The organism is Methylobacterium sp. EM32, assembly GCF_040593685.1.
In the GTDB taxonomy this organism is placed as follows: Bacteria; Pseudomonadota; Alphaproteobacteria; order Rhizobiales; family Beijerinckiaceae; genus Methylobacterium.
This window is the reverse complement of sequence record NZ_JBEXZS010000103.1, coordinates 14,422-32,682: the sequence shown is the minus strand read 5'-3', so window position 1 is coordinate 32,682 and position 18,261 is coordinate 14,422. Positions and strand designations below refer to the sequence as shown.

15 protein-coding genes are annotated in these 18,261 nt (G+C 71.8%); 13 read left to right on the top strand and 2 right to left on the bottom strand.

Going from position 1 to position 18,261, the window contains the following annotated elements; all coding sequences use genetic code 11:
* The first annotated feature begins 17 nt into the window (after positions 1-17).
* The 5 genes from ABZT49_RS14860 (at position 18) to ABZT49_RS14840 (ending at position 4,400) form a co-directional block, all read left to right on the top strand.
* Positions 18-488, top strand: coding sequence for a hypothetical protein (locus ABZT49_RS14860; RefSeq protein WP_355286799.1), 471 nt, complete (start codon positions 18-20; stop codon positions 486-488).
* Between the two features lie 218 nt (positions 489-706).
* Positions 707-1,498 (top strand): HAMP domain-containing sensor histidine kinase, encoded by a 792-nt coding sequence (locus ABZT49_RS14855; RefSeq protein ID WP_355286798.1) that lies wholly within the window; start codon positions 707-709, stop codon positions 1,496-1,498.
* A gap of 47 nt (positions 1,499-1,545) precedes the next feature.
* Positions 1,546-3,030, top strand: a complete 1,485-nt coding sequence (locus ABZT49_RS14850; protein ID WP_355286797.1) for an ATPase domain-containing protein — start codon at positions 1,546-1,548, stop codon at positions 3,028-3,030.
* A gap of 4 nt (positions 3,031-3,034) precedes the next feature.
* Positions 3,035-3,409, top strand: coding sequence for a response regulator (locus tag ABZT49_RS14845; protein WP_355286796.1), 375 nt, complete (start codon positions 3,035-3,037; stop codon positions 3,407-3,409).
* A gap of 52 nt (positions 3,410-3,461) precedes the next feature.
* The gene (locus tag ABZT49_RS14840) at positions 3,462-4,400 is read left to right on the top strand and encodes a bifunctional helix-turn-helix transcriptional regulator/GNAT family N-acetyltransferase (RefSeq protein ID WP_355286795.1); all 939 of its coding nucleotides are present in this window, start codon (positions 3,462-3,464) and stop codon (positions 4,398-4,400) included.
* 228 nt (positions 4,401-4,628) lie between these two features.
* On the opposite strand, the gene ABZT49_RS14835 is transcribed toward ABZT49_RS14840, so the two are convergent.
* The gene (locus ABZT49_RS14835) at positions 4,629-5,129 is read right to left on the bottom strand and encodes a CinA family protein (RefSeq protein ID WP_109975486.1); all 501 of its coding nucleotides are present in this window, start codon (positions 5,127-5,129) and stop codon (positions 4,629-4,631) included.
* Positions 5,126-6,343 carry a bifunctional 2-C-methyl-D-erythritol 4-phosphate cytidylyltransferase/2-C-methyl-D-erythritol 2,4-cyclodiphosphate synthase gene (locus ABZT49_RS14830; RefSeq protein WP_355286823.1) on the bottom strand — a complete coding sequence of 406 codons (1,218 nt, stop codon included), beginning with the start codon at positions 6,341-6,343 and terminating at the stop codon, positions 5,126-5,128. The genes ABZT49_RS14835 and ABZT49_RS14830 overlap by 4 nt, the downstream gene beginning before the upstream one ends.
* A gap of 709 nt (positions 6,344-7,052) precedes the next feature.
* Here ABZT49_RS14830 and dusB point away from each other — a divergent pair.
* The 8 genes from dusB (at position 7,053) to hflX (ending at position 18,184) form a co-directional block, all read left to right on the top strand.
* Positions 7,053-8,126 carry a tRNA dihydrouridine synthase DusB gene (dusB, locus tag ABZT49_RS14825; protein WP_355286794.1) on the top strand — a complete coding sequence of 358 codons (1,074 nt, stop codon included), beginning with the start codon at positions 7,053-7,055 and terminating at the stop codon, positions 8,124-8,126.
* 53 nt (positions 8,127-8,179) lie between these two features.
* Positions 8,180-9,283 carry a nitrogen regulation protein NR(II) gene (locus ABZT49_RS14820; protein ID WP_093564971.1) on the top strand — a complete coding sequence of 368 codons (1,104 nt, stop codon included), beginning with the start codon at positions 8,180-8,182 and terminating at the stop codon, positions 9,281-9,283.
* Between the two features lie 5 nt (positions 9,284-9,288).
* Positions 9,289-10,746 carry a nitrogen regulation protein NR(I) gene (gene ntrC, locus ABZT49_RS14815; protein WP_093564972.1) on the top strand — a complete coding sequence of 486 codons (1,458 nt, stop codon included), beginning with the start codon at positions 9,289-9,291 and terminating at the stop codon, positions 10,744-10,746.
* An 820-nt stretch (positions 10,747-11,566) separates the two neighbouring features.
* On the top strand, positions 11,567-12,004 hold the full coding sequence (locus ABZT49_RS14810; RefSeq protein WP_355286793.1) for a MucR family transcriptional regulator: 438 nt from the start codon (positions 11,567-11,569) through the stop codon (positions 12,002-12,004).
* Positions 12,005-12,145: 141 nt separating this feature from the next.
* Positions 12,146-14,479, top strand: coding sequence for a PAS domain-containing sensor histidine kinase (locus ABZT49_RS14805; RefSeq protein WP_355286792.1), 2,334 nt, complete (start codon positions 12,146-12,148; stop codon positions 14,477-14,479).
* A gap of 142 nt (positions 14,480-14,621) precedes the next feature.
* A complete protein-coding gene (locus ABZT49_RS14800) occupies positions 14,622-15,992 on the top strand; it encodes a sigma-54 dependent transcriptional regulator (protein ID WP_093564975.1) in 1,371 nt (456 codons plus the stop codon).
* A 280-nt stretch (positions 15,993-16,272) separates the two neighbouring features.
* Positions 16,273-16,527, top strand: a complete 255-nt coding sequence (hfq, locus tag ABZT49_RS14795; protein ID WP_048429571.1) for an RNA chaperone Hfq — start codon at positions 16,273-16,275, stop codon at positions 16,525-16,527.
* Between the two features lie 265 nt (positions 16,528-16,792).
* Positions 16,793-18,184, top strand: a complete 1,392-nt coding sequence (gene hflX / locus ABZT49_RS14790; RefSeq protein ID WP_355286791.1) for a GTPase HflX — start codon at positions 16,793-16,795, stop codon at positions 18,182-18,184.
* Positions 18,185-18,261 lie beyond the last annotated feature (77 nt).

The following is an 18,261-nucleotide window of genomic DNA, read 5'->3' as shown; positions in this document are numbered from 1 at the left end:
AGCCGGGAAGACACACCATGCGCCGCGACCTGATCGTCCTCACCCTCGCCGCCACCCTGGTCGGCGCCGGCGCCGAGGCGCAGCCGCTGCGCGGCCCCGGGGGCGCGGGGCAGGGCGGGCGCGCTCACCTCGCGCCGGCCCACCCGGGACGCGCCGCGATCTACGACCTGCGCGGGCGGCATGGCCGAGCCGGGGCGCTCCACGGCCGCCGGTTCGCGGCCTATGGCGGCACCACCTTCGCGGGACCGCTGGGCGCCTACGGGGCGAACGGCGTGCTGGAGCCCGGCCTCGTCGCCGAGCCCTATTTCAAGCTGCCGCGCCCGAGCGAGCTCGTGCCCTCGGCCTGGGGCGAGGGCACTTACGGCATCCCGACCGTGTCGGGCATCCCGCCCCAGCCGAAGGCCGATCCGGTGCTCTACGTCATCAACGGCGGCGAGCGCCCGGTCGGCGGCGCCCGGGTGATCTCGGTCCAGGCGCCGCGGCGGTAAGGAACGTGCCGCGGCGATAAGGGACGCACCGCGGCGGTACAACGCAGGAACAGGCGCGGCGCGGCCCGGCAAGCGCGACCGCAGGCGCTCGCCTGTCCGGCCGCGATTTGTTATGCCATCCGGGTGAGACCGACCTCAGCCCCCGCGCCGACGCCGCAGAGCCGGAAGGCCGCCCGCCGGATCGCAGCCTGCCCTCGCTGCGCCGGGCGGCCGGCCGCATGAGCGGCCCGGTGCGGCTGCGCGCGGACGACGTCCCCGATCCGGCCGAGGCCGCCGACGAGGCGGCGGCCCTGCGCCGGGAGGTCGCGGCCCTACGCCGGGCGCTCGCCGAGCGCGACGCGTTCCTGGCCGGCGTCGCGCACGAATTGCGCAACCCGATGACCCCGATCCTCGGCCAGGTCGAGCGCCTGCTCGGCGCCGCCGCGCGCGAGGCGCCGGAGGGCAGGGTGGCGCAGGGGCTGGCGCAGCTGCGCTGGCTCGTCGAGCGCTATGTCCGCCGGGCCACCACCCTCCTCGACGTGTCCCGGGTCCAGACCGGGCAGCTCGCGCTGCTCGCCGCCCCCGTGCCCCTCGCCGAGGTGGCACAGGAGGTCGTGGCGGCCCTGACCCCGATGGCGGCCCATGCCGGCAGCGCGATCGCGGTCGCGGTGCCGGAGGACCTCGTGCTCTCCTGCGAACGCCTCGCCCTCGACCAGATCCTCGACAACCTCGTCACCAACGCGATCAAGTACGGCGACGGCAGCGCGATCACGGTCTCGGGCCTCCGGGACGGGGCCGTGGCGCGGATCCGGGTGAGCGACCGGGGCATCGGCATCGCGCCGGCCGACCAGGGCCGCATCTTCGAGCGCTTCGAGCGGGCGGTGGGCGACCCTGCGGCGGCCCCGACCGGGTTCGGGGTCGGCCTGTGGCTGGTGCGCCGCCTCGCCGAGGCGATGGGCGGCGACGTCGCCCTCGACAGCCGCCCTGGCGAAGGCGCAACCTTCACGGTAACGCTTCCCCTTCGCGCATAGACGATCACGGCAGCCGAGAGCACAGGATGACCGGGGTGGGACCCAGCATGGAACAGGCCGGTGCCTACGGAGAGCTGGAGCGGGTTCCGACGGGAATCGCCGGCCTCGACGACATCCTCGGCGGCGGGCTGTTTCGCGGCGGCGTCTACATCGTCCAGGGCACGCCGGGCGCGGGCAAGACCATCTTCGGCAACCAGGCCTGCTACACGCACGCCGGAACCTCGCCCGAGCACCGGGCGCTCTACGTCACGCTGCTGGCCGAGAGCCATGCCCGGATGCTCGGCCACATCGCGCCGCTCGGCTTCTTCCGGGCCGGCCTGATCCCCGACCGGATCACGTATTTGAGCGCCTTCCGCACCCTGCAGGACGATGGGCTCGCCGGCCTCCTGACCCTTTTGCGCCGCGAGATGGCTGTCCGCGAGGCGAGCCTGCTCGTCCTCGACGGGCTGGTGGCGGCGGAGGAGACCGCGGCCTCGGCCCTCGAGTTCAAGACCTTCATCCACGAATTGCAGACCCAGGCCGCCGCGACCGGCGCCACCGCGCTCCTCCTCACCAGCGCCTCGGCCGGGGCCGACCTGGTGGCGGCCGAGCACACGATGGTCGACGGCCTGATCGTCCTGTCGAGCCGGCTCACCGGGTGGCGGGCCGAGCGCGAGCTGGAGGTGCGCAAGTTCCGCGGCAGCGGCTTCCTGCGCGGGCGCCACGCCTTCCGCATCACCGATGACGGGATCCGGGTGTTTCCGCGCATCGAGGCGCGGTTGCGGCTGCCGAGCCGGCGCGACCACGTCGAGGGCGCGGCCCTCACCACCGGCTCGCCCGCCCTCGACGCGATGCTGGGCGGCGGCCTGCCGCACGATTCCACCACCCTGGTCGGCGGCCCGGCCGGCATCGGCAAGACGACGCTCGGCCTGCAGTTCCTCGGCGCCGACCAAGGGGCGCCGGGCCTGCTCTGCGGTTTCTACGAGAGCGAGGCGGCGCTCCGCGCCAAGGCCCGGGCACTGGACCTTCCGGTCGCCGACCTGATCGAGGCCGGCCGGGTCGGGATGCTGTGGCAGCCCGCCACCGAGGGGCTGATCGACGAGATCTGCACCGATCTCATCGCGACCATACGGAACCGCGGGGTCCGGCGCGTGTTCATCGACGGTCTGGACGCGATGTGCCGGATCGCAGGGGATCAGGACCGGATCGTCCGCATCTTCGCCGCCCTCACGGCCGAGATGAGGGCCCTGGGCGTGACGGCGATGTACACCCGAGAAACCGACCTGCGCGGCACCTTCCTCGACGCCCCCTCCGGCGCGCCCTCGCTGCGGCAGACATCGAGCGTCGCCGAGAACGTGGTGCTGATGCGCTCCTGCGTCCTGCGCTCGGGCGTCCATCGCCTGATCGCCGTCGCCAAGGCCAGGGACGCCCGGATCGATCCCCGGCAGCGCGTCTTCGACATCCGGCCGGGCGGCCTGGCGATCGACGACGGCCCCGAGCGGGCCGAGGCGATCCTGGCCGACCGGGACGCCGCGGGCCGCGGCGGGGAATAGGCCGGTGGCGACGGTGCTCATCGTGGACGACGAGTTCGGCATCGCCGAATTGCTGGACGCCGTCCTCTCCGACGACGGCCACAATGTGGTCACCGCCGCCAACGGGCGGCAGGGCCTCGCCCGCGTCGCCGCCGGCCGTCCCGACCTGATCTTCCTCGACTTCATGATGCCGGTGATGGACGGGCCGGCGATGCTGGCCGTCCTCACGGCCGATCCGGAGACGCGCGGAATCCCGGTCGTGCTGATGAGTTCGATGCCGGAGGACACCGTGCGGGAGCGCGCCGCCGGCCACGTCGCCTTCCTGCGAAAACCCTTCCGGCTCAGGCAGGTGCACGACCTCGTGGCGCGGCTGCTGGCAGGACGGCCCAACGATCGTTGACTGAGTCAAATATCTCGGCGATCCTGCTGCCCATGGACGGGAGCCGGAGCCGATGATGCACGCAGACGAGGTCGATGCCGCGACGGTCGCGGCTGTACGGGCCTTCGGCCGGTTCTACACCCGGCAGATCGGCCTCCTGGAGGAGGGGCTGCACCGCAGCGCCTTCTCGCTCACCGAAGCGCGGGTGCTCTACGAGCTCGCCCATCGCGACGGCCTGACCGCCTCGGTCCTCGGCCGGGATCTCGGCCTCGATGCCGGCTATCTCAGCCGCCTGCTCAAGCGCTTCGAGGAGCGGGGCCTCGTGACCCGCCGAATTGCGGCGGCCGACGGGCGACGCCAGGTCCTCGCCCTGACGCCGGAGGGGCAGGCCGCCTTCGCGCCGCTGGACGCGGCCTCGCGGGCCGAGGTCGAGGCGCTGCTGGCGCGCCTCCCGGCCACCGGCCGGACGGCCCTCGCCGACGCGATGGCGCGGGTGCGCCGCCTGCTCGGGGACCCGTCGGAGGGCCTCGAGGCGGTCGTCACCCTGCGCGACCTGCGGCCCGGCGACATCGGCCGGATCACCCACCGCCAGGGCGTGCTCTACGCCCGGGACTACGGTTTCGACCTCACCTTCGAGGCCCTGGTGGCCGAGATCCTGGCCGGGTTCGTGCGCGACTTCGATCCGGGCCGGGCCGGGGCCTGGATCGCCGAGCAGGGGGCTGAGGTGATGGGCAGCGTCTTCCTGGTGCCCGCCTCCGAGAATGTGGGGAAGCTGCGCCTGCTCTACGTCGAGCCCGCCGCCCGCGGCCAGGGCCTCGGCCGGCGCCTCACGGCGTCCTGCATCGAGGGCGCCCGCGCGCGCGGCTACCGGCAGCTGACCCTCTGGACCAACGACGTGCTCGGCGCGGCGCGACGGATCTACGCCGAAGCGGGCTTCCGCCTGGTCGAGAGCGCCCCGCACCGCTCGTTCGGGCAGGACCTGATCGGGGAGACCTGGATGCTGGACTTGTAGCCGATCAGCGCCACCAGAACTGACACCCTCCTGGTCATTCCGGGGCCGCGAAGCGGAGCCCGGAATCCAGAACCGCAGGTTGTCCAGTATGAAGCGAGACGTGTTCCGCTTTATTCTTCATGATCGGCGGTTCTGGATCCCGGGCTCCGCTTTCGCGGCCCCGGGATGACCCTGAGTGTTGTCGACGCAAGAGCCCATCCTGGCGAGGCCCATCCTGCGGCCCGCGCCTCACACCTTCTCCAGCCCCATCTCCAGGAAGCCGAGCGCGTCCTCGACGGCGCAGCGCCGGACCTCGGAGCGGCCGAGATCGCCGTAGCGGCGCTCGATGTGCCGGGTCGCCCGGCCGGCGGCGACGAGGCCGAAATGGACGAGGCCGACGGGCTTGGCCGCCGTGGCGCCGCCCGGGCCCGCGATGCCCGTGATGGCGAGCGCCACGTCGGCGCGGGAATGGGCGAGCGCCCCTTCGGCCATCGCCCGGGCCACCGGCTCGCTCACCGCGCCGTGGGCCGAGATCAGGTTGAAGTCGACGCCGAGGATCTCGGCCTTGGCCTCGTTCGAGTAGGTGACGAAGCCGCGCTCCACCACCAGGGAGGAGCCCGCCACCTCGGTGAGCAGGGCGGCGACGAGGCCGCCGGTGCAGGATTCGGCGGTGACGAGGCGGGCCTGGCGCACGCGATAGGCGGCGATCAGCACGCTCGCGCGGGTGACGAGGGCGGCGTCGAACATCAGGACCGCGCCTCCGGCAGGCGGACGGTCGCCGCGGCCTGGGCGGCGAGGCCCTCGGCCCGGCCGACGAAGCCGAGCTTCTCCGTCGTGGTCGCCTTGATCGAAACCGCCGAGAGCGGCACCCCGGCGATCTCGGCGATCCGGCTGCGGATCGCCTCGCGGTGGGCGCCGATGCGCGGCGCCTCGGCCAGCACCGTGATGTCGAGGTGGTCGATCACCCCGCCGCGCTCGGCCACCCGGCGCACCGCGTCGGCGAGGAACTGGTCGGAGGAGGCGCCGCGCCAGCGCGGGTCGCTCGGCGGGAAGTGGACGCCGATATCGCCGTCGGCGAGCGCGCCCAGGATCGCGTCGGTCAGCGCGTGCAGCACCACGTCGCCGTCCGAATGGGCGAGCACGCCGCGATCGGCCGGGATGCGCACGCCGCCGAGCCACACGTGGTCGCCCTCCGTGAAGGCGTGCACGTCGAAGCCGGTGCCGAGGCGGGTCAGAAGGGTCATGGAATCATCCTGGGCGGCCGGGCTGGGTCCCGGCGAGAAGGCGCGGTCGGCCTCGACGAGGTCAGCGGCCTGGGTGATCTTGCGGTTGCGCAGGTCTCCGGGGAAGACCGCCACCGGCAGGCCGGCCCATTCGGCGAGCGCGCCGTCGTCGGTGAAGCCGTCATAACCTTCCGCCGCGGCGCGGGCGTGCGCCTCGGCGAGCAGCGCGAAGCGGAACGCTTGCGGAGTCTGCACCGCGCGTAAAGTCTCGCGTTTCGGCGTCTCGCGCACCCGTCCGTCCGGCTCGACCACCTTGATCGTGTCGCTCACCGGCACGCCCGGCACGGCGGCGCCGTGGTGGTCGGCCGCCGCGATCGCCCGGTCGATCAGCGCCTCGTCGACGAAGGGGCGGGCGGCATCGTGCACCAGCACCAGCTCTGGCGCACCCGCCCGGGCGAGCGCCTCGAGCCCGGACCGGACCGAGGCCTGCCGCGTCGCGCCGCCCTCGGCCGGCCGGGCGAGCTTGTCCCGCGCCGCCTGGTCGAGATCGTCGAGGCACTCGTCGTAGAAGGCCGCGGCATCGGCGGCGATCACCACCTGGATCCGCGTGATGCCCGGATGGGCCGCGAGCGCCGCCAGGGTCCGGGTCAGGACCGCCTGGCCGCCGACGCGGCGATACTGCTTGGGCGTGTCGCCGCCGACGCGAATGCCGCGCCCCGCGGCGACGACCACCGCGGCGATCTGGGGAAGTGTCAAAATGGTCGCTCCCGGAATGTCCGCTCCTTAGCGGCGGCGGTCCTTGGAGGCAAATGCACCAGGGGAAGGGCGGTGCCGCGTGGGAAGGAGAAGCGGGTGCGGGCGGTGGGACATACCGCTCCCCGCCCCGCGCTGTTGCGGTTCGGGGTTGCATCGGGCGCATGCCGAGGCGGCTATCCAAGATCTTCCCAAGACAAGGACGTCGCGGGATCCCCTCTCCCGTGTGGGAGAGGGGTAGGGGTGAGGGTGGCGCGCTTCCGTGTGAAGCTCTGAACGTCGTGCTGGCAGCTGAACGGTCGGAGTCTCGTCCGGCACCGTCTCCACCCTCACCCCTAACCCCTCTCCCACACGGGAGAGGGGAACGCGCCATACTTTGAAATGTCGTTTGGATACGCAATAAATTGATACAATTCGATGATGTGCGACGCGCTCCAAGGCCCGACAAGCCGGTGGCTTGCGCCTCGCCGCGGCCCGGCCTCCATCTCGCAGCGCAGCAAAGCCTGGGTCTTCGCCGCTTCCATTCCGCCGCGATGCCCCGTTATCCTCCCCGAAGAGCCCGAGTCCTGCGGAACGCCACCGCGCTGGGCCGACCGGCCCGAACAGGGTCACTCCACCAGCCAATTCGCAGGCAATTCGGGGATCGAAGCCCGAACGCGCTTGCGTATGAGCGGGTTTTGGCTATTTGCTGTGCACAATGACGACTGACCATTATTTGAGCGCCGGGGCGCCGGGGGCCGGACCGGCAGCGCTGCCAGAAGGCCGGATGTCCGCCGGGGCATCGCAGCTGCGCGGGGCGCTGCTCGCGCCCCTGTCCGGCGTCACCGACCTGCATATGCGCCGCATCGCCCGCCGGTTAGGGGCCACCGCGACCGTGTCCGAGATGGTGGCGGCGGAGGATTTCGCCCGCGGCACCGAGGAGGCGCGCCTGCGCGCCGAGGGCGAGGGCGTGCTGCCCCACGTGGTGCAGCTCGCCGGCTGCGACCCGCGCTGGATGGCGGAGGGCGCGCGCCTCGCCGAGGCCAACGGCGCCGACGTGATCGACGTCAACATGGGCTGCCCGGCCAAGGCCGTGACCGGCGGCCAGGCCGGCTCGGCGCTGATGCGCGACCTCGACCACGCCGAGCGCCTGCTCGCCGCGGTGCGCGAGGCGGTGTCGGTGCCGGTCACCGTCAAGATGCGGCTGGGCTGGGACGACGCCACCCGCAACGCCCCCGACCTCGCGCGGCGGGCCGAGCGGCTCGGCTACGCCGCCGTCACGGTGCACGGCCGCACCCGGCAGCAATTCTACACCGGCCGCGCCGACTGGGCGGCGATCCGGGCGGTGCGCGACGCGGTGGCGATCCCGCTCGTCGCCAACGGCGACATCGCGAGCCTCGACGACGCCCGGGCCTGCCTGCGCGAATCCGGCGCCGATGCCGTGATGATCGGCCGCGCGGCGGTCGGGCGGCCCTGGCTCGTCGCCGCGGTCGCGGCGGGGCTGGCGGGGCAAGCCTTCGCGGAGCCCGACGCCGCGGCGCGGGCGGAGCTCGCCGCCGAGCATTACGACGGGCTCATCGCCCTCTACGGCGCCCGGATGGGCGTGCGCCACGCCCGCAAGCATCTGGCGGCCTATGCCGACCATGCCGGCGGGCTCACCGCCCCCGAGCGGACCCGGCTTCTCACCACCACCGACCCGGGCGAGGCCGCGCGGCTGCTGCGGCGCGCCTTCGAGGGCTCGCCCGCACACGCTGCGCCGCGGGCCGCACGGTCTGCGCAGCAGGCCGCGTGAGGATGAGCGATGCGCCCGCACCCCCTGCCGCCCGCACCCGGAAGACGCCGCCGATGAGCGCCCCGACGAGCGAGATGATCATCAACGCCCTGCCGCTGCCCGTCCTGACCATCGGCCCGGACGAGCGCATCCTCCAGGTCAACATGGCGGCGGAGCACTTCTTCGACTATTCGCGCCGGATGATGCAGCGCCAGCGCCTGCGCGACATCATCCCGTTCTCCTCGCCGATCATCGCCCTCGTCAACGAGGTGCGCCGGCGCCGGGCCAGCGTCAGCGAGTACCGGGTCGAGCTCGCCTCGCCGCGCACCGGCATCGAGCGCAGCGTCGACGTGTTCGCCACTCATCTCGACGACGACCTCGTGGTGCTGATGCTCCAGGAGCGCACCATCGCCGACAAGATGAACCGCCAGCTCACCCACCGGGGCGCCGCCCGCTCGATGGTGGCGCTCGGCGCGATGCTCGCCCACGAGATCAAGAACCCGCTCGCCGGCATCCGCGGCGCGGCCCAGCTCCTCGAACAGTCGGCGGCCGAGGACGACCGCCTCCTGACCCGGCTGATCTGCGACGAATCCGACCGGATCGTGCGCATCGTCGAGCGGATGGAACTGTTCGGCGACGAGCGCCCGGTCGAGCGCGGGCCGGTCAACGTCCACGGCGTCCTCGACCAGGTGAAGCGCTCGGCCCAGTCGGGCTTCGCCCGCCACATCCGCTTCGTCGAGAACTACGACCCCTCGTTGCCGCCGGTGCTCGGCAACCGCGACCAGCTGATCCAGGTCATCCTGAACCTGGTCAAGAACGCCGCCGAGGCGATCGGCGCCGACGCGGTCGACGGCGAGATCATCCTCTCGACCGCCTTCCGCACCGGGCTTCGCCTCCAGGTGCCGGGCTCGCGCGAGCGGGTCAGCCTGCCGATTGAGGTCGCGGTGCGCGACAACGGACCCGGCGTCTCGGCCGAGCTGCTGCCGGACCTGTTCGACCCCTTCGTCACCACCAAGGCGCAAGGCTCGGGCCTCGGCCTCGCGCTGGTCGCCAAGATCGTCGGCGACCACGGCGGCATCGTCGAGTGCGACCCCGCCCCCCGCCGCACCACCTTCCGCGTCCTCCTGCCGATGTCGCATTCCCGCGACGGGCGCGAATCCTCCGCCGAGACCGAGTGAGCGCCATGCCGAACGGACACATCATCGTGGCGGACGACGACGCCGCCATCCGCACCGTGCTCAACCAGGCGCTGTCGCGCGCCGGCTACGAGGTCCGCTCGACCGGCAACGCCGCCACCCTGTGGCGCTGGGTGGCGCAGGGCGAGGGCGACCTCGTGATCACCGACGTGGTGATGCCCGACGAGAACGCCTTCGACCTCCTGCCGCGGATCAAGCGGGTGCGGCCGGACCTGCCGATCATCGTGATGAGCGCGCAGAACACCTTCATGACGGCGATCCGCGCCTCCGAGCGCGGCGCCTACGAGTACCTGCCCAAACCCTTCGACCTGAAGGAGCTGACCGCGATCGTCGGCCGCGCCCTGTCGCGCCCGCGCGGCAGCGCGGCGCCGGGCGCGCCCCCTGAGAACGAGGACATCCCGCTCGTCGGCCGCTCGCCGGCGATGCAGGAGATCTACCGCTCGCTGGCCCGCCTCATGCCGACGGACCTCACGGTGATGATCACCGGCGAATCCGGCACCGGCAAGGAGCTGGTGGCCCGGGCCCTCCACGATTACGGACGCCGCCGCTCGGGGCCGTTCGTCCCGGTCAACATGGCGGCGATTCCCCGCGACCTGATCGAATCCGAGCTGTTCGGCCACGAGAAGGGCGCCTTCACGGGCGCCACCGCGCGGTCGGCCGGCCGCTTCGAGCAGGCCGAGGGCGGCACGCTGTTCCTCGACGAGATCGGCGACATGCCGATGGAGGCCCAGACCCGGCTGCTCCGCGTCCTCCAGCAGGGCGAGTACACCACCGTCGGCGGCCGCGTGCCGATCAAGACCAACGTCCGCATCATCGCGGCGACCAACAAGGACCTCCGGGTCTCGATCCAGCAGGGGATCTTCCGCGAGGACCTGTTCTTCCGCCTCAACGTCGTGCCGCTGCGCCTGCCGGCTCTGCGCGAGCGCTCCGAGGACGTGCCGGACCTGGTGCGCCACTTCTTCGTGCTGGTCGAGCGCGAGGGCCTGACGCGCAAGCAGCTCGACGGCGACGCGATGGAGAAGCTCAAGCGCTACCGCTGGCCCGGCAACGTGCGCGAGCTCGAGAACCTGGTGCGGCGCCTCGCGGCCCTCTACCCGCAGGAGACGATCACCGGGCCGGTGATCGAGGCCGAGCTCGACACCCTGCCGCTCTCCGCCCCCGCCCAGGGCGGAAACGGCCGCAAGGGCGGGAACGAGGCGGAAGGCCTGTCGGCAGCGGTGGAGCGGCACCTGTCGGAATACTTCTCCGGCTACCGCGATACCCTGCCGCCGCCCGGCCTCTATCACCGCATCCTGCGCGAGATCGAGGGGCCGCTGATCGGGGCGGCGCTCGCGGCGACCCGCGGCAACCAGATCCGCGCCGCTGAGTTGCTGGGGGTGAACCGCAACACCCTGCGCAAGAAGGTCCGCGACCTCGACCTCCAGGTGTTCCGCACCCCGCGCTGAGCTTTTCGCGCCGAGCGTCGCGCACCGGGACGGGGTTCGCCCGTGGACAATGAGTCCGTCCCGGCGCGGCATTCCGACGCATTCGGTCACCGTGCCCCGCATGCGAGGGTGCGGAATGGGACAATCCGGCAAGGCCGGGCGGCGGAGAGGCCGGCCTGGCTCGGTTTTGGTCTCGCGCGCACCGCGCCCTCCCACCTCCCGAAACGCCGCGAGACCGCGCCGATCCGGCATCGGCGACCGTCCAGTCACGGTTCCGCCGCCGTACCGCCCATTGGAAGGCGGCTGCCCGCGCCATCAGTCTGCACAACCCAAAGTCGAAACAACCCATCTCTCAGTCGAAACATCCCGTCTCGTCTTGCGAAGACACCGCATGATCGCGGCACCGGGCGAGCGTGACCGATCTTCCGGCGGCACGGCCCGGTTTCGATCGATCAGGCCTCGTCGCAGCGGCCGGAGCCTGGACGCCTGGATTGGATCTCTGCGGGAGGATCGATCGCGCCGCAGCGTATCGGATCGTAGTTTTTATCAATTATTAAGTGATGGGCGTGGCGATCAGAAGTTCGGGCGACAGCGGCGCAGCATGGCCCCGGGTGCTCCGCCAACTCCATGATGGGCAAAGTTTTTTCCGATCCGGCCACGTCCCGCCGGGCGCCCCGTTCCGAGGCGCCGCCCGCCGCGCCGGCCGGAGCGCATGACCTTGGGAAAGAGGAGAGACCTAATGCAGTGCCGTCTCTTCTGTTGATCGAGACACCTTGCAGTTGACGGAGACTGGCGTAACATCCATCACCTCGGACGGGGGCCGCACTTCTCGAGGACCGCAATGAGTTCAGCAGACCACGTCGAAACGCCTCAGATGATCGGCCTGGTGTCCGACATTGTGTCGGCCTACGTGTCGAACAACAGCGTGCCGGTGGGCGAGCTGTCGAGCCTGATCCGCAGCGTCCACGAGGCGGTAGCCCGGCTCGGCTCGGCCGTCCCGGTGGAGCCCGAGCGGCTGACCCCGCCGGTGCCGATCAAGAAGACCGTCTCGCCCGACTACCTGATCAGCCTCGAGGACGGGCGCCGGTACCGGACGCTGAAGCGCCATCTGGCCGGCCGCGGGCTCACCCCCGAGCAGTACCGCCAGAAATGGGGCCTGCCGCCGGACTACCCGATGGTCGCCGCCAACTACGCCGCCCAGCGCTCCGAGCTCGCCAAGAGCATCGGGCTCGGCCAGAAGCCGGTGGTCCGCCGCCCGCGCTCGACCCAGGCCGCCTGAGCCTCGACCCCAAGGCTCCGGACCAGCGCCCCGAATCCATCGGGGCCGCTCCCGGGCCGGGCAGCCCGACCGCCGGCCCCGATTGCCGCCGCGCCGGCATCCGTATTAATTTCGCCACACTGTAGTGGCTTTGCACCACGGATGCTGTTCACACGTCGCCCCCGGGCTCCAGCGCCCCCCTCCGGCGCGGCCGGCCACACCCCCAGGCCGGGCCCGCCAGGGCTGCCTCAGGACGCCGCGCCGCGGGGTCCGGGCTGGTTCGGTGCGCTCGCGGTCATCGTCGCCCTGGCGCTGGCGCTCGCCACCTTCCTGATCCTGGTCGGCGCCACCGCGATCACGCCGACCCACACGGTGGTGGTGGCCTTGCTGCTCAGCAACGTCGCCCTGGTGCTGCTGCTCGTCGTCGTCATCGCCTGGGAGGCGCGGGTCTTCCTCCGCGCCCGGCGCACCAACGCGGCCGCCGCCCGGCTCCACACCCGCATCGTCGGCCTGTTCAGCCTGATCGCGACCCTGCCGACGGTGCTGCTCGCCGTGGTGGCGTCGATCACCCTGGAGCGCGGCCTGTCGCCCTGGTTCTCCGACCGGATGCGCAACGTCGTGCTGATGTCGGTCGACGTGGCCGATGCCTACCTGACCAACCAGTGCCAGAGCCTCGCCCGCGAGGCGCGCATCCTCTCCGACGACCTCACCCGGGCGCGCCCCGCCTTCGACGTCGAGCGGGCCTGGTTCGAGAATTTTTTGACCGCGCGCGCCGCCTCGCTCGGCCTGCCGATCGCCCGGATCATGCGCTCGCCGACCGAGACCGTGGCGCGGGCCAATATCGACATCCTCAAGGACCCGCCGCTGCCCTCCGCCAGCGACTTCGAGGAGGCGGCGAAATCCGCCGACGCCACCTGCCTCCTGCCGCGGGAGGGGCGGGTCTTCGGCACGCTGATGAAGCTGCCGGCCTACGACGACGCCTTCCTGCTGGTCGAGCGCGAGGTGACGCGGCTCGCGGTCGAGTTCCCCGGCGTGTCGCGGGCCGCCGCGACCGAGTTCCTGACCATCGATGCCGGGCGGCGCAGCGTGCAGATCGCCTTCGCGACGATGTTCGCGCTGATCGCCCTGATCGCGCTGCTCTCGGCGGTGTGGTTCGGGCTCAACTTCGCCAACCGCTTCGTGACGCCGATCCGCCGGCTGATCAACGCCGCCGACCAGGTCGCGTCGGGCAACTACTACGCCCAGGTCCCGTTCCGGAAGACGGAAGGAGACCTCCAGCACCTGGGCGAGAGCTTCAACAAGATGACCCAGGAGCTCAGCCGCCAGCGCGCCACCTTGATCGAGCAGAGCGAGCAGATCGACAGCCGCCGCCGCTTCACCGAGGCGGTGCTGGCCGGGGTGCCGGCCGGCGTGATCGGCGTCGACGGGCGCGGGGTCATCACCATCGCCAACCCCTCCGCCGAGCGGATGCTCGGGCGCTCCGTCGCCGACCTCGTCGGCGAGCCGCTCGAGGCGGTGATGCCGGAATTTGGCGGCCTGCCGGGGGATTCCCGCGCCCGCCCGACCCAGCAGCAGATCCAGATCGCCCGCAACGGCCGCGAGCGCACCATCGACGTGCGCACCACGAGCGAGCAGTCGCAGGACGGCGACCGCGGCTACGTCGTCACCCTCGACGACATCACCGACCTCGTCACCGCGCAGCGCACCTCGGCCTGGGCCGACGTCGCCCGCCGCATCGCCCACGAGATCAAGAACCCGCTGACCCCGATCCAGCTCTCGGCCGAGCGCATCCGCCGCAAGTACGGGAAGGTCATCACCGCCGACAAGGAGGTGTTCGAGCAGTGCGTCGCCACGATCGTGCGCCAGGTCGACGACATCAAGCGGATGGTGGACGAGTTCTCGTCCTTCGCCCGGATGCCGAAGCCCGCCATCGCCCGCAACGACCTGACCGAGATCGTCAAGCAGAACATGTTCATGATGCGGGTGGCGCATCCCGACGTGACCTTCACGCTGGAGGAGGGCGCGACCCGCGTCAGCGCCGCCTTCGACACCCGGCTCCTGTCGCAGGCGATCACCAACATCCTGAAGAACGCCGTCGAGGCGGTGCAGGCAGTGCCCGAGGACGTCAGGGGTGAGAGCCTGATCGCCGTGCGCCTCTACGAGGAGGGCGAGGCCGCGGTGATCGAGATCACCGATACCGGCAAGGGATTCCCGCCCGAAGGGCGCCAGCGGCTGCTCGAACCCTATATGACCACCCGCGAGGGGGGCACGGGCCTCGGATTGGCGATCGTGAGCAAGGTCTTGGAAGAGCACGGCGGCGGCATCGAGCTGAACGACAACCCGCGCGGGCGCGGCGGGCAGGTGCGCATGCGGGTCCTCCGGGAGGTGCGGCGCGACGAGCCGCCGGCCGCCGGCGCGGTCAAGCCCGCCGCAGGCGCTGCCAATCCTGCGCGGCCGGCCCAGAGCCCGGAGATCTCTCCGGAGCCCGCCGCGTGAGGCGGGCCCGCTCGCCGGGACCGGCGCCCCTCAGCCGCCGCCTTCGTCACAGCCCTGTTCGTCACAGCGAAATTCGTCACAGCACCGGGTGCCGCGGGGCCGTCAGGACCGCCGCCCGCGTCGCGGGGAGGCCCGAGAAGCCATGAGCGCCGATATTCTGATCGTCGATGACGAGGCCGACATCCGCGAGCTCGTCGCCGGCATCCTCGACGACGAGGGCCACCGCACCCGCACCGCCGGCTCCTCCGACGAGGCGCTGGCGGCGATCGAGGCGCGTCGCCCCCACCTCGTCTTCCTCGACATCTGGCTCCAGGGCTCGCGCCTCGACGGGCTGCAGGTGCTCGACGTGATCAAGGCCCAGGCCCCGGACCTGCCGGTGGTGATGATCTCGGGCCACGGCAACATCGAGACCGCGGTCTCGGCGATCAAGGCGGGCGCCTACGACTTCATCGAGAAGCCGTTCAAGGCCGACCGGCTGATCCTGGTCGCCGAGCGGGCGCTGGAGGCCTCGCGCCTCAAGCGCGAGGTGCGCGACCTCAAGGCGCGCTCCGGCCAGGCGAGCCGCATCGTCGGCGCCTCGGTGGCGGCCAACCAGCTGCGCCAGACCGTCGAGCGCGTCGCCCCCACCAACGCCCGGGTGATGATCTCGGGTGCGCCGGGCTCCGGCAAGGAGCTCTCCGCCCGCACCATCCACGCCGCCTCGTCGCGGGCGAACGGCCCCTTCGTGGTGATCAACGCCGCGACGATCACCCCGGAGACGATGGAGGCCGAGCTGTTCGGGGTCGAGGCCCAGGACGGCAAGCCGCGGCGCGTCGGCGCCCTCGAGGAGGCCCATGGCGGCAGCCTCTACATCGACGAGGTCGCGGACATGCCGCGCGAGACCCAGAACCGCATCCTGCGGGTCCTCGTCGACCAGAACTTCCAGCGCGTCGGCGGCACCACCCGGGTCCATGTCGACGTGCGGATCATCTCGTCCTCGTCGCGCGACCTGGCGGAGGAAATCGCCGGCGGGCGCTTCCGCGAGGACCTGTTCCATCGTCTCAGCGTGGTGCCGATCCGCATCCCCTCGCTCGCCGAGCGGCGCGAGGACGTGCCGGAGCTGATCGCGTTCTTCATGGAGCAGATCTCCGGCGCCACCGGCCTGCCGCAACGGCGCATCGCCGCCGACGCGATGGCGGTGCTGCAGTCGCACGACTGGCCCGGCAACGTCCGCCAGCTGCGCAACAACGTCGAGCGGCTGATGATCCTGACGCAGGGAGACCCCGAGACCGAGGTGACCACCGAGATGTTGCCGAGCGAGGTCGGCGCCCTCGTCCCCACCACCCCGAGCGGCGCCGGCGGCGAGAAGCTGATGAGCCTGGCGCTCCGCGAGGCGCGCGAGATCTTCGAGCGCGAGTACCTGGTGGCGCAGATCGCCCGCTTCTCCGGCAACATCTCCCGCACCGCCGAGTTCATCGGCATGGAGCGCTCGGCCCTGCACCGGAAGCTCAAGTCCCTCGGCATCGGCGCGTGACCGGGCCGTCCCGGAGCGCACTTTTGTGAGTGCCAAGCTCGGGCTGCCCTGCTAGGGCGGCCTGTGGCCGGAGCGCGACAGGATCGCGGGCACGGCCGGTTGCGGCAGGTTCGGCGGGCCCGGGGACTTCCCCTGCGGCCAGTCTGCACTTGCGCCCGGGCGAGCTTCACCGTGTAATGGGGCGGCCGGTTCCCCGGGCGGCGCGTCGCGCCTCCCGCAGCACAACAACACGGACCGACCCGTCAACCGGGACTGGCAGCGGGTTCAAAGGACAAGAAGAATGGCGGGCGAACGCGCTCAGAATCTGCAGGACACCTTCCTCAACCACGTTCGCAAGAACAAGATCCCGCTGACGATCTTTCTGGTCAACGGGGTGAAGTTGCAGGGTGTCGTGACCTGGTTCGACAACTTCTGCGTGCTGCTGCGGCGCGACGGCCACTCGCAGCTCGTCTACAAGCACGCGATCTCGACCATCATGCCGGGCCATCCCGTGCAGCTGTTCGAGCAGGGCGAGGAGGGGGCCGAGAAGGCCTGATCCCGCCTCGCAGAACCGGCCTGCGCGCATGCGCCGCGGGCCGATCGGGTCCTGCCGGCACGCCCGTGCCCTGAATCCCCATGCCAGTGTCCAGGCCGCATCGTGCGGCCTGTTTTTTGCCGGCTCCTTGTCGAGACCCGCGTTTCCGATCGCCGGCGCCGTCAAATCGCAATCGCGGACTCGCCCGGCCGCTTGATTCTCGCGCGGCCCCATCCAACCTCTATCCGATGGACTCCCGACCCATACGGGAGCAGCCGGAGACACGATGGAACCGCGGACACCGGGCGAGATCCGCCTGCAGCGCCAGGCCGAGCCGGAGGCCGCGATCGCGGCCGAGACCCGCACGCTGGTGATCGGCCCCTACCAGACGCGGCGCGATGCCGGCGGCGAACCCCGCCCGGCCCTCGCCCGCCTCGACGAGGCGGTGGGGCTGGCCGCCGCGATCGAGCTCGACGTCGCCGACAAGCTCCTCGTCACCGTGCAGCAGATCCGGCCCTCGACCTATCTCGGCAAGGGCCGGGTGGAGGAGATCGCCGGGCGGATCGAGGCCGACGGCATCCGCCTCGTGGTGATGGATTGCGCGCTCTCGCCGGTGCAGCAGCGCAACCTGGAGAAGGCCTGGGGCGTCAAGGTCATCGACCGCACCGGCCTGATCCTGGAGATCTTCGGGCGCCGCGCCTCGACCCGCGAGGGTACGCTCCAGGTCGAGCACGCGCACCTCGCCTACCAGCGCAGTCGGCTGGTGCGGTCCTGGACCCACCTCGAGCGCCAGCGCGGCGGCTTCGGCTTCCTCGGCGGCCCGGGCGAGACCCAGATCGAGGCCGACCGGCGGATGATCCAGGAGCGGATGACCCGCATCGAGCGCGATCTCGAGACCGTCACCCGCACCCGCGGCCTGCACCGCCGCTCGCGCCGCCGGGTGCCGTACCCGATCGTCGCGCTCGTCGGCTACACCAATGCGGGCAAGTCGACCCTGTTCAACCGCCTGACCCGGGCCGAGGTGCTGGCGGAGAACATGCTGTTCGCCACCCTCGACCCGACGGCGCGGGCGATCAAGCTGCCGCATGGCGAGACCGCGATCCTGTCCGATACCGTCGGCTTCATCTCCGACCTGCCGACCATGCTGATCGCCGCTTTCCGGGCGACGCTGGAGGACGTGATCGAGGCCGACATCCTGCTCCACGTCCGCGACATCGCCCACGAGGACGCGGAGGCGCAAGGCGCCGACGTGGCGCAGGTGCTGGCCGAGCTCGGCATCGAGCCCGACGCCGACCGCATCATCGAGGTCTGGAACAAGGCCGACCTCCTCGACGAGGCGGAACGCGAGCGCCTGCTCAACCTGAGCCGGCCGAACGGCAAGGATCCAGGCAAGGACGGGCCCAAGCCCGTGCTGCTCTCGGCGCTGACCGGCGAGGGCATCGACCGCCTGATGAGCCGGATCGAGGCCCGGATCGCCGCCACCCGCACGAGCTTCGCGGTGATCCTGGAGCCGGCGCAAGGCGCCGAGCTGCACTGGCTCTACGAGAATGCCGAGGTGCTCGACCGGCGCGAGGACGCGTCGGGCGACCTCCACCTCGTGGTCCGGGTCGCGCCGGAGAAGGAGCCGCGCTTCCTCAACCGGTTCGGGGCGGCGCGGCGGTTGCGGGGGGTGGGGTAGGACGATCCCCGGGCGGCAGGTCGTGACGGAGGGGCTCCCCATGATGCTGGGAGCGCCGAAGAGCCGGACTCGGTGAC

Coding starts and splice junctions, on each gene's coding strand:
- ABZT49_RS14850 (WP_355286797.1), top strand. CDS start 1,546: ATGGAACAGGCCGGTGCCTACGGAGAGCTGGAGCGGGTTCCGACGGGA.
- hfq (WP_048429571.1), top strand. CDS start 16,273: ATGGCGGGCGAACGCGCTCAGAATCTGCAGGACACCTTCCTCAACCAC.
- ABZT49_RS14855 (WP_355286798.1), top strand. CDS start 707: ATGAGCGGCCCGGTGCGGCTGCGCGCGGACGACGTCCCCGATCCGGCC.
- ABZT49_RS14805 (WP_355286792.1), top strand. CDS start 12,146: ATGCTGTTCACACGTCGCCCCCGGGCTCCAGCGCCCCCCTCCGGCGCG.
- ABZT49_RS14840 (WP_355286795.1), top strand. CDS start 3,462: ATGATGCACGCAGACGAGGTCGATGCCGCGACGGTCGCGGCTGTACGG.
- ABZT49_RS14800 (WP_093564975.1), top strand. CDS start 14,622: ATGAGCGCCGATATTCTGATCGTCGATGACGAGGCCGACATCCGCGAG.
- ntrC (WP_093564972.1), top strand. CDS start 9,289: ATGCCGAACGGACACATCATCGTGGCGGACGACGACGCCGCCATCCGC.
- ABZT49_RS14860 (WP_355286799.1), top strand. CDS start 18: ATGCGCCGCGACCTGATCGTCCTCACCCTCGCCGCCACCCTGGTCGGC.
- ABZT49_RS14820 (WP_093564971.1), top strand. CDS start 8,180: ATGAGCGCCCCGACGAGCGAGATGATCATCAACGCCCTGCCGCTGCCC.
- dusB (WP_355286794.1), top strand. CDS start 7,053: ATGACGACTGACCATTATTTGAGCGCCGGGGCGCCGGGGGCCGGACCG.
- ABZT49_RS14810 (WP_355286793.1), top strand. CDS start 11,567: ATGAGTTCAGCAGACCACGTCGAAACGCCTCAGATGATCGGCCTGGTG.
- hflX (WP_355286791.1), top strand. CDS start 16,793: ATGGAACCGCGGACACCGGGCGAGATCCGCCTGCAGCGCCAGGCCGAG.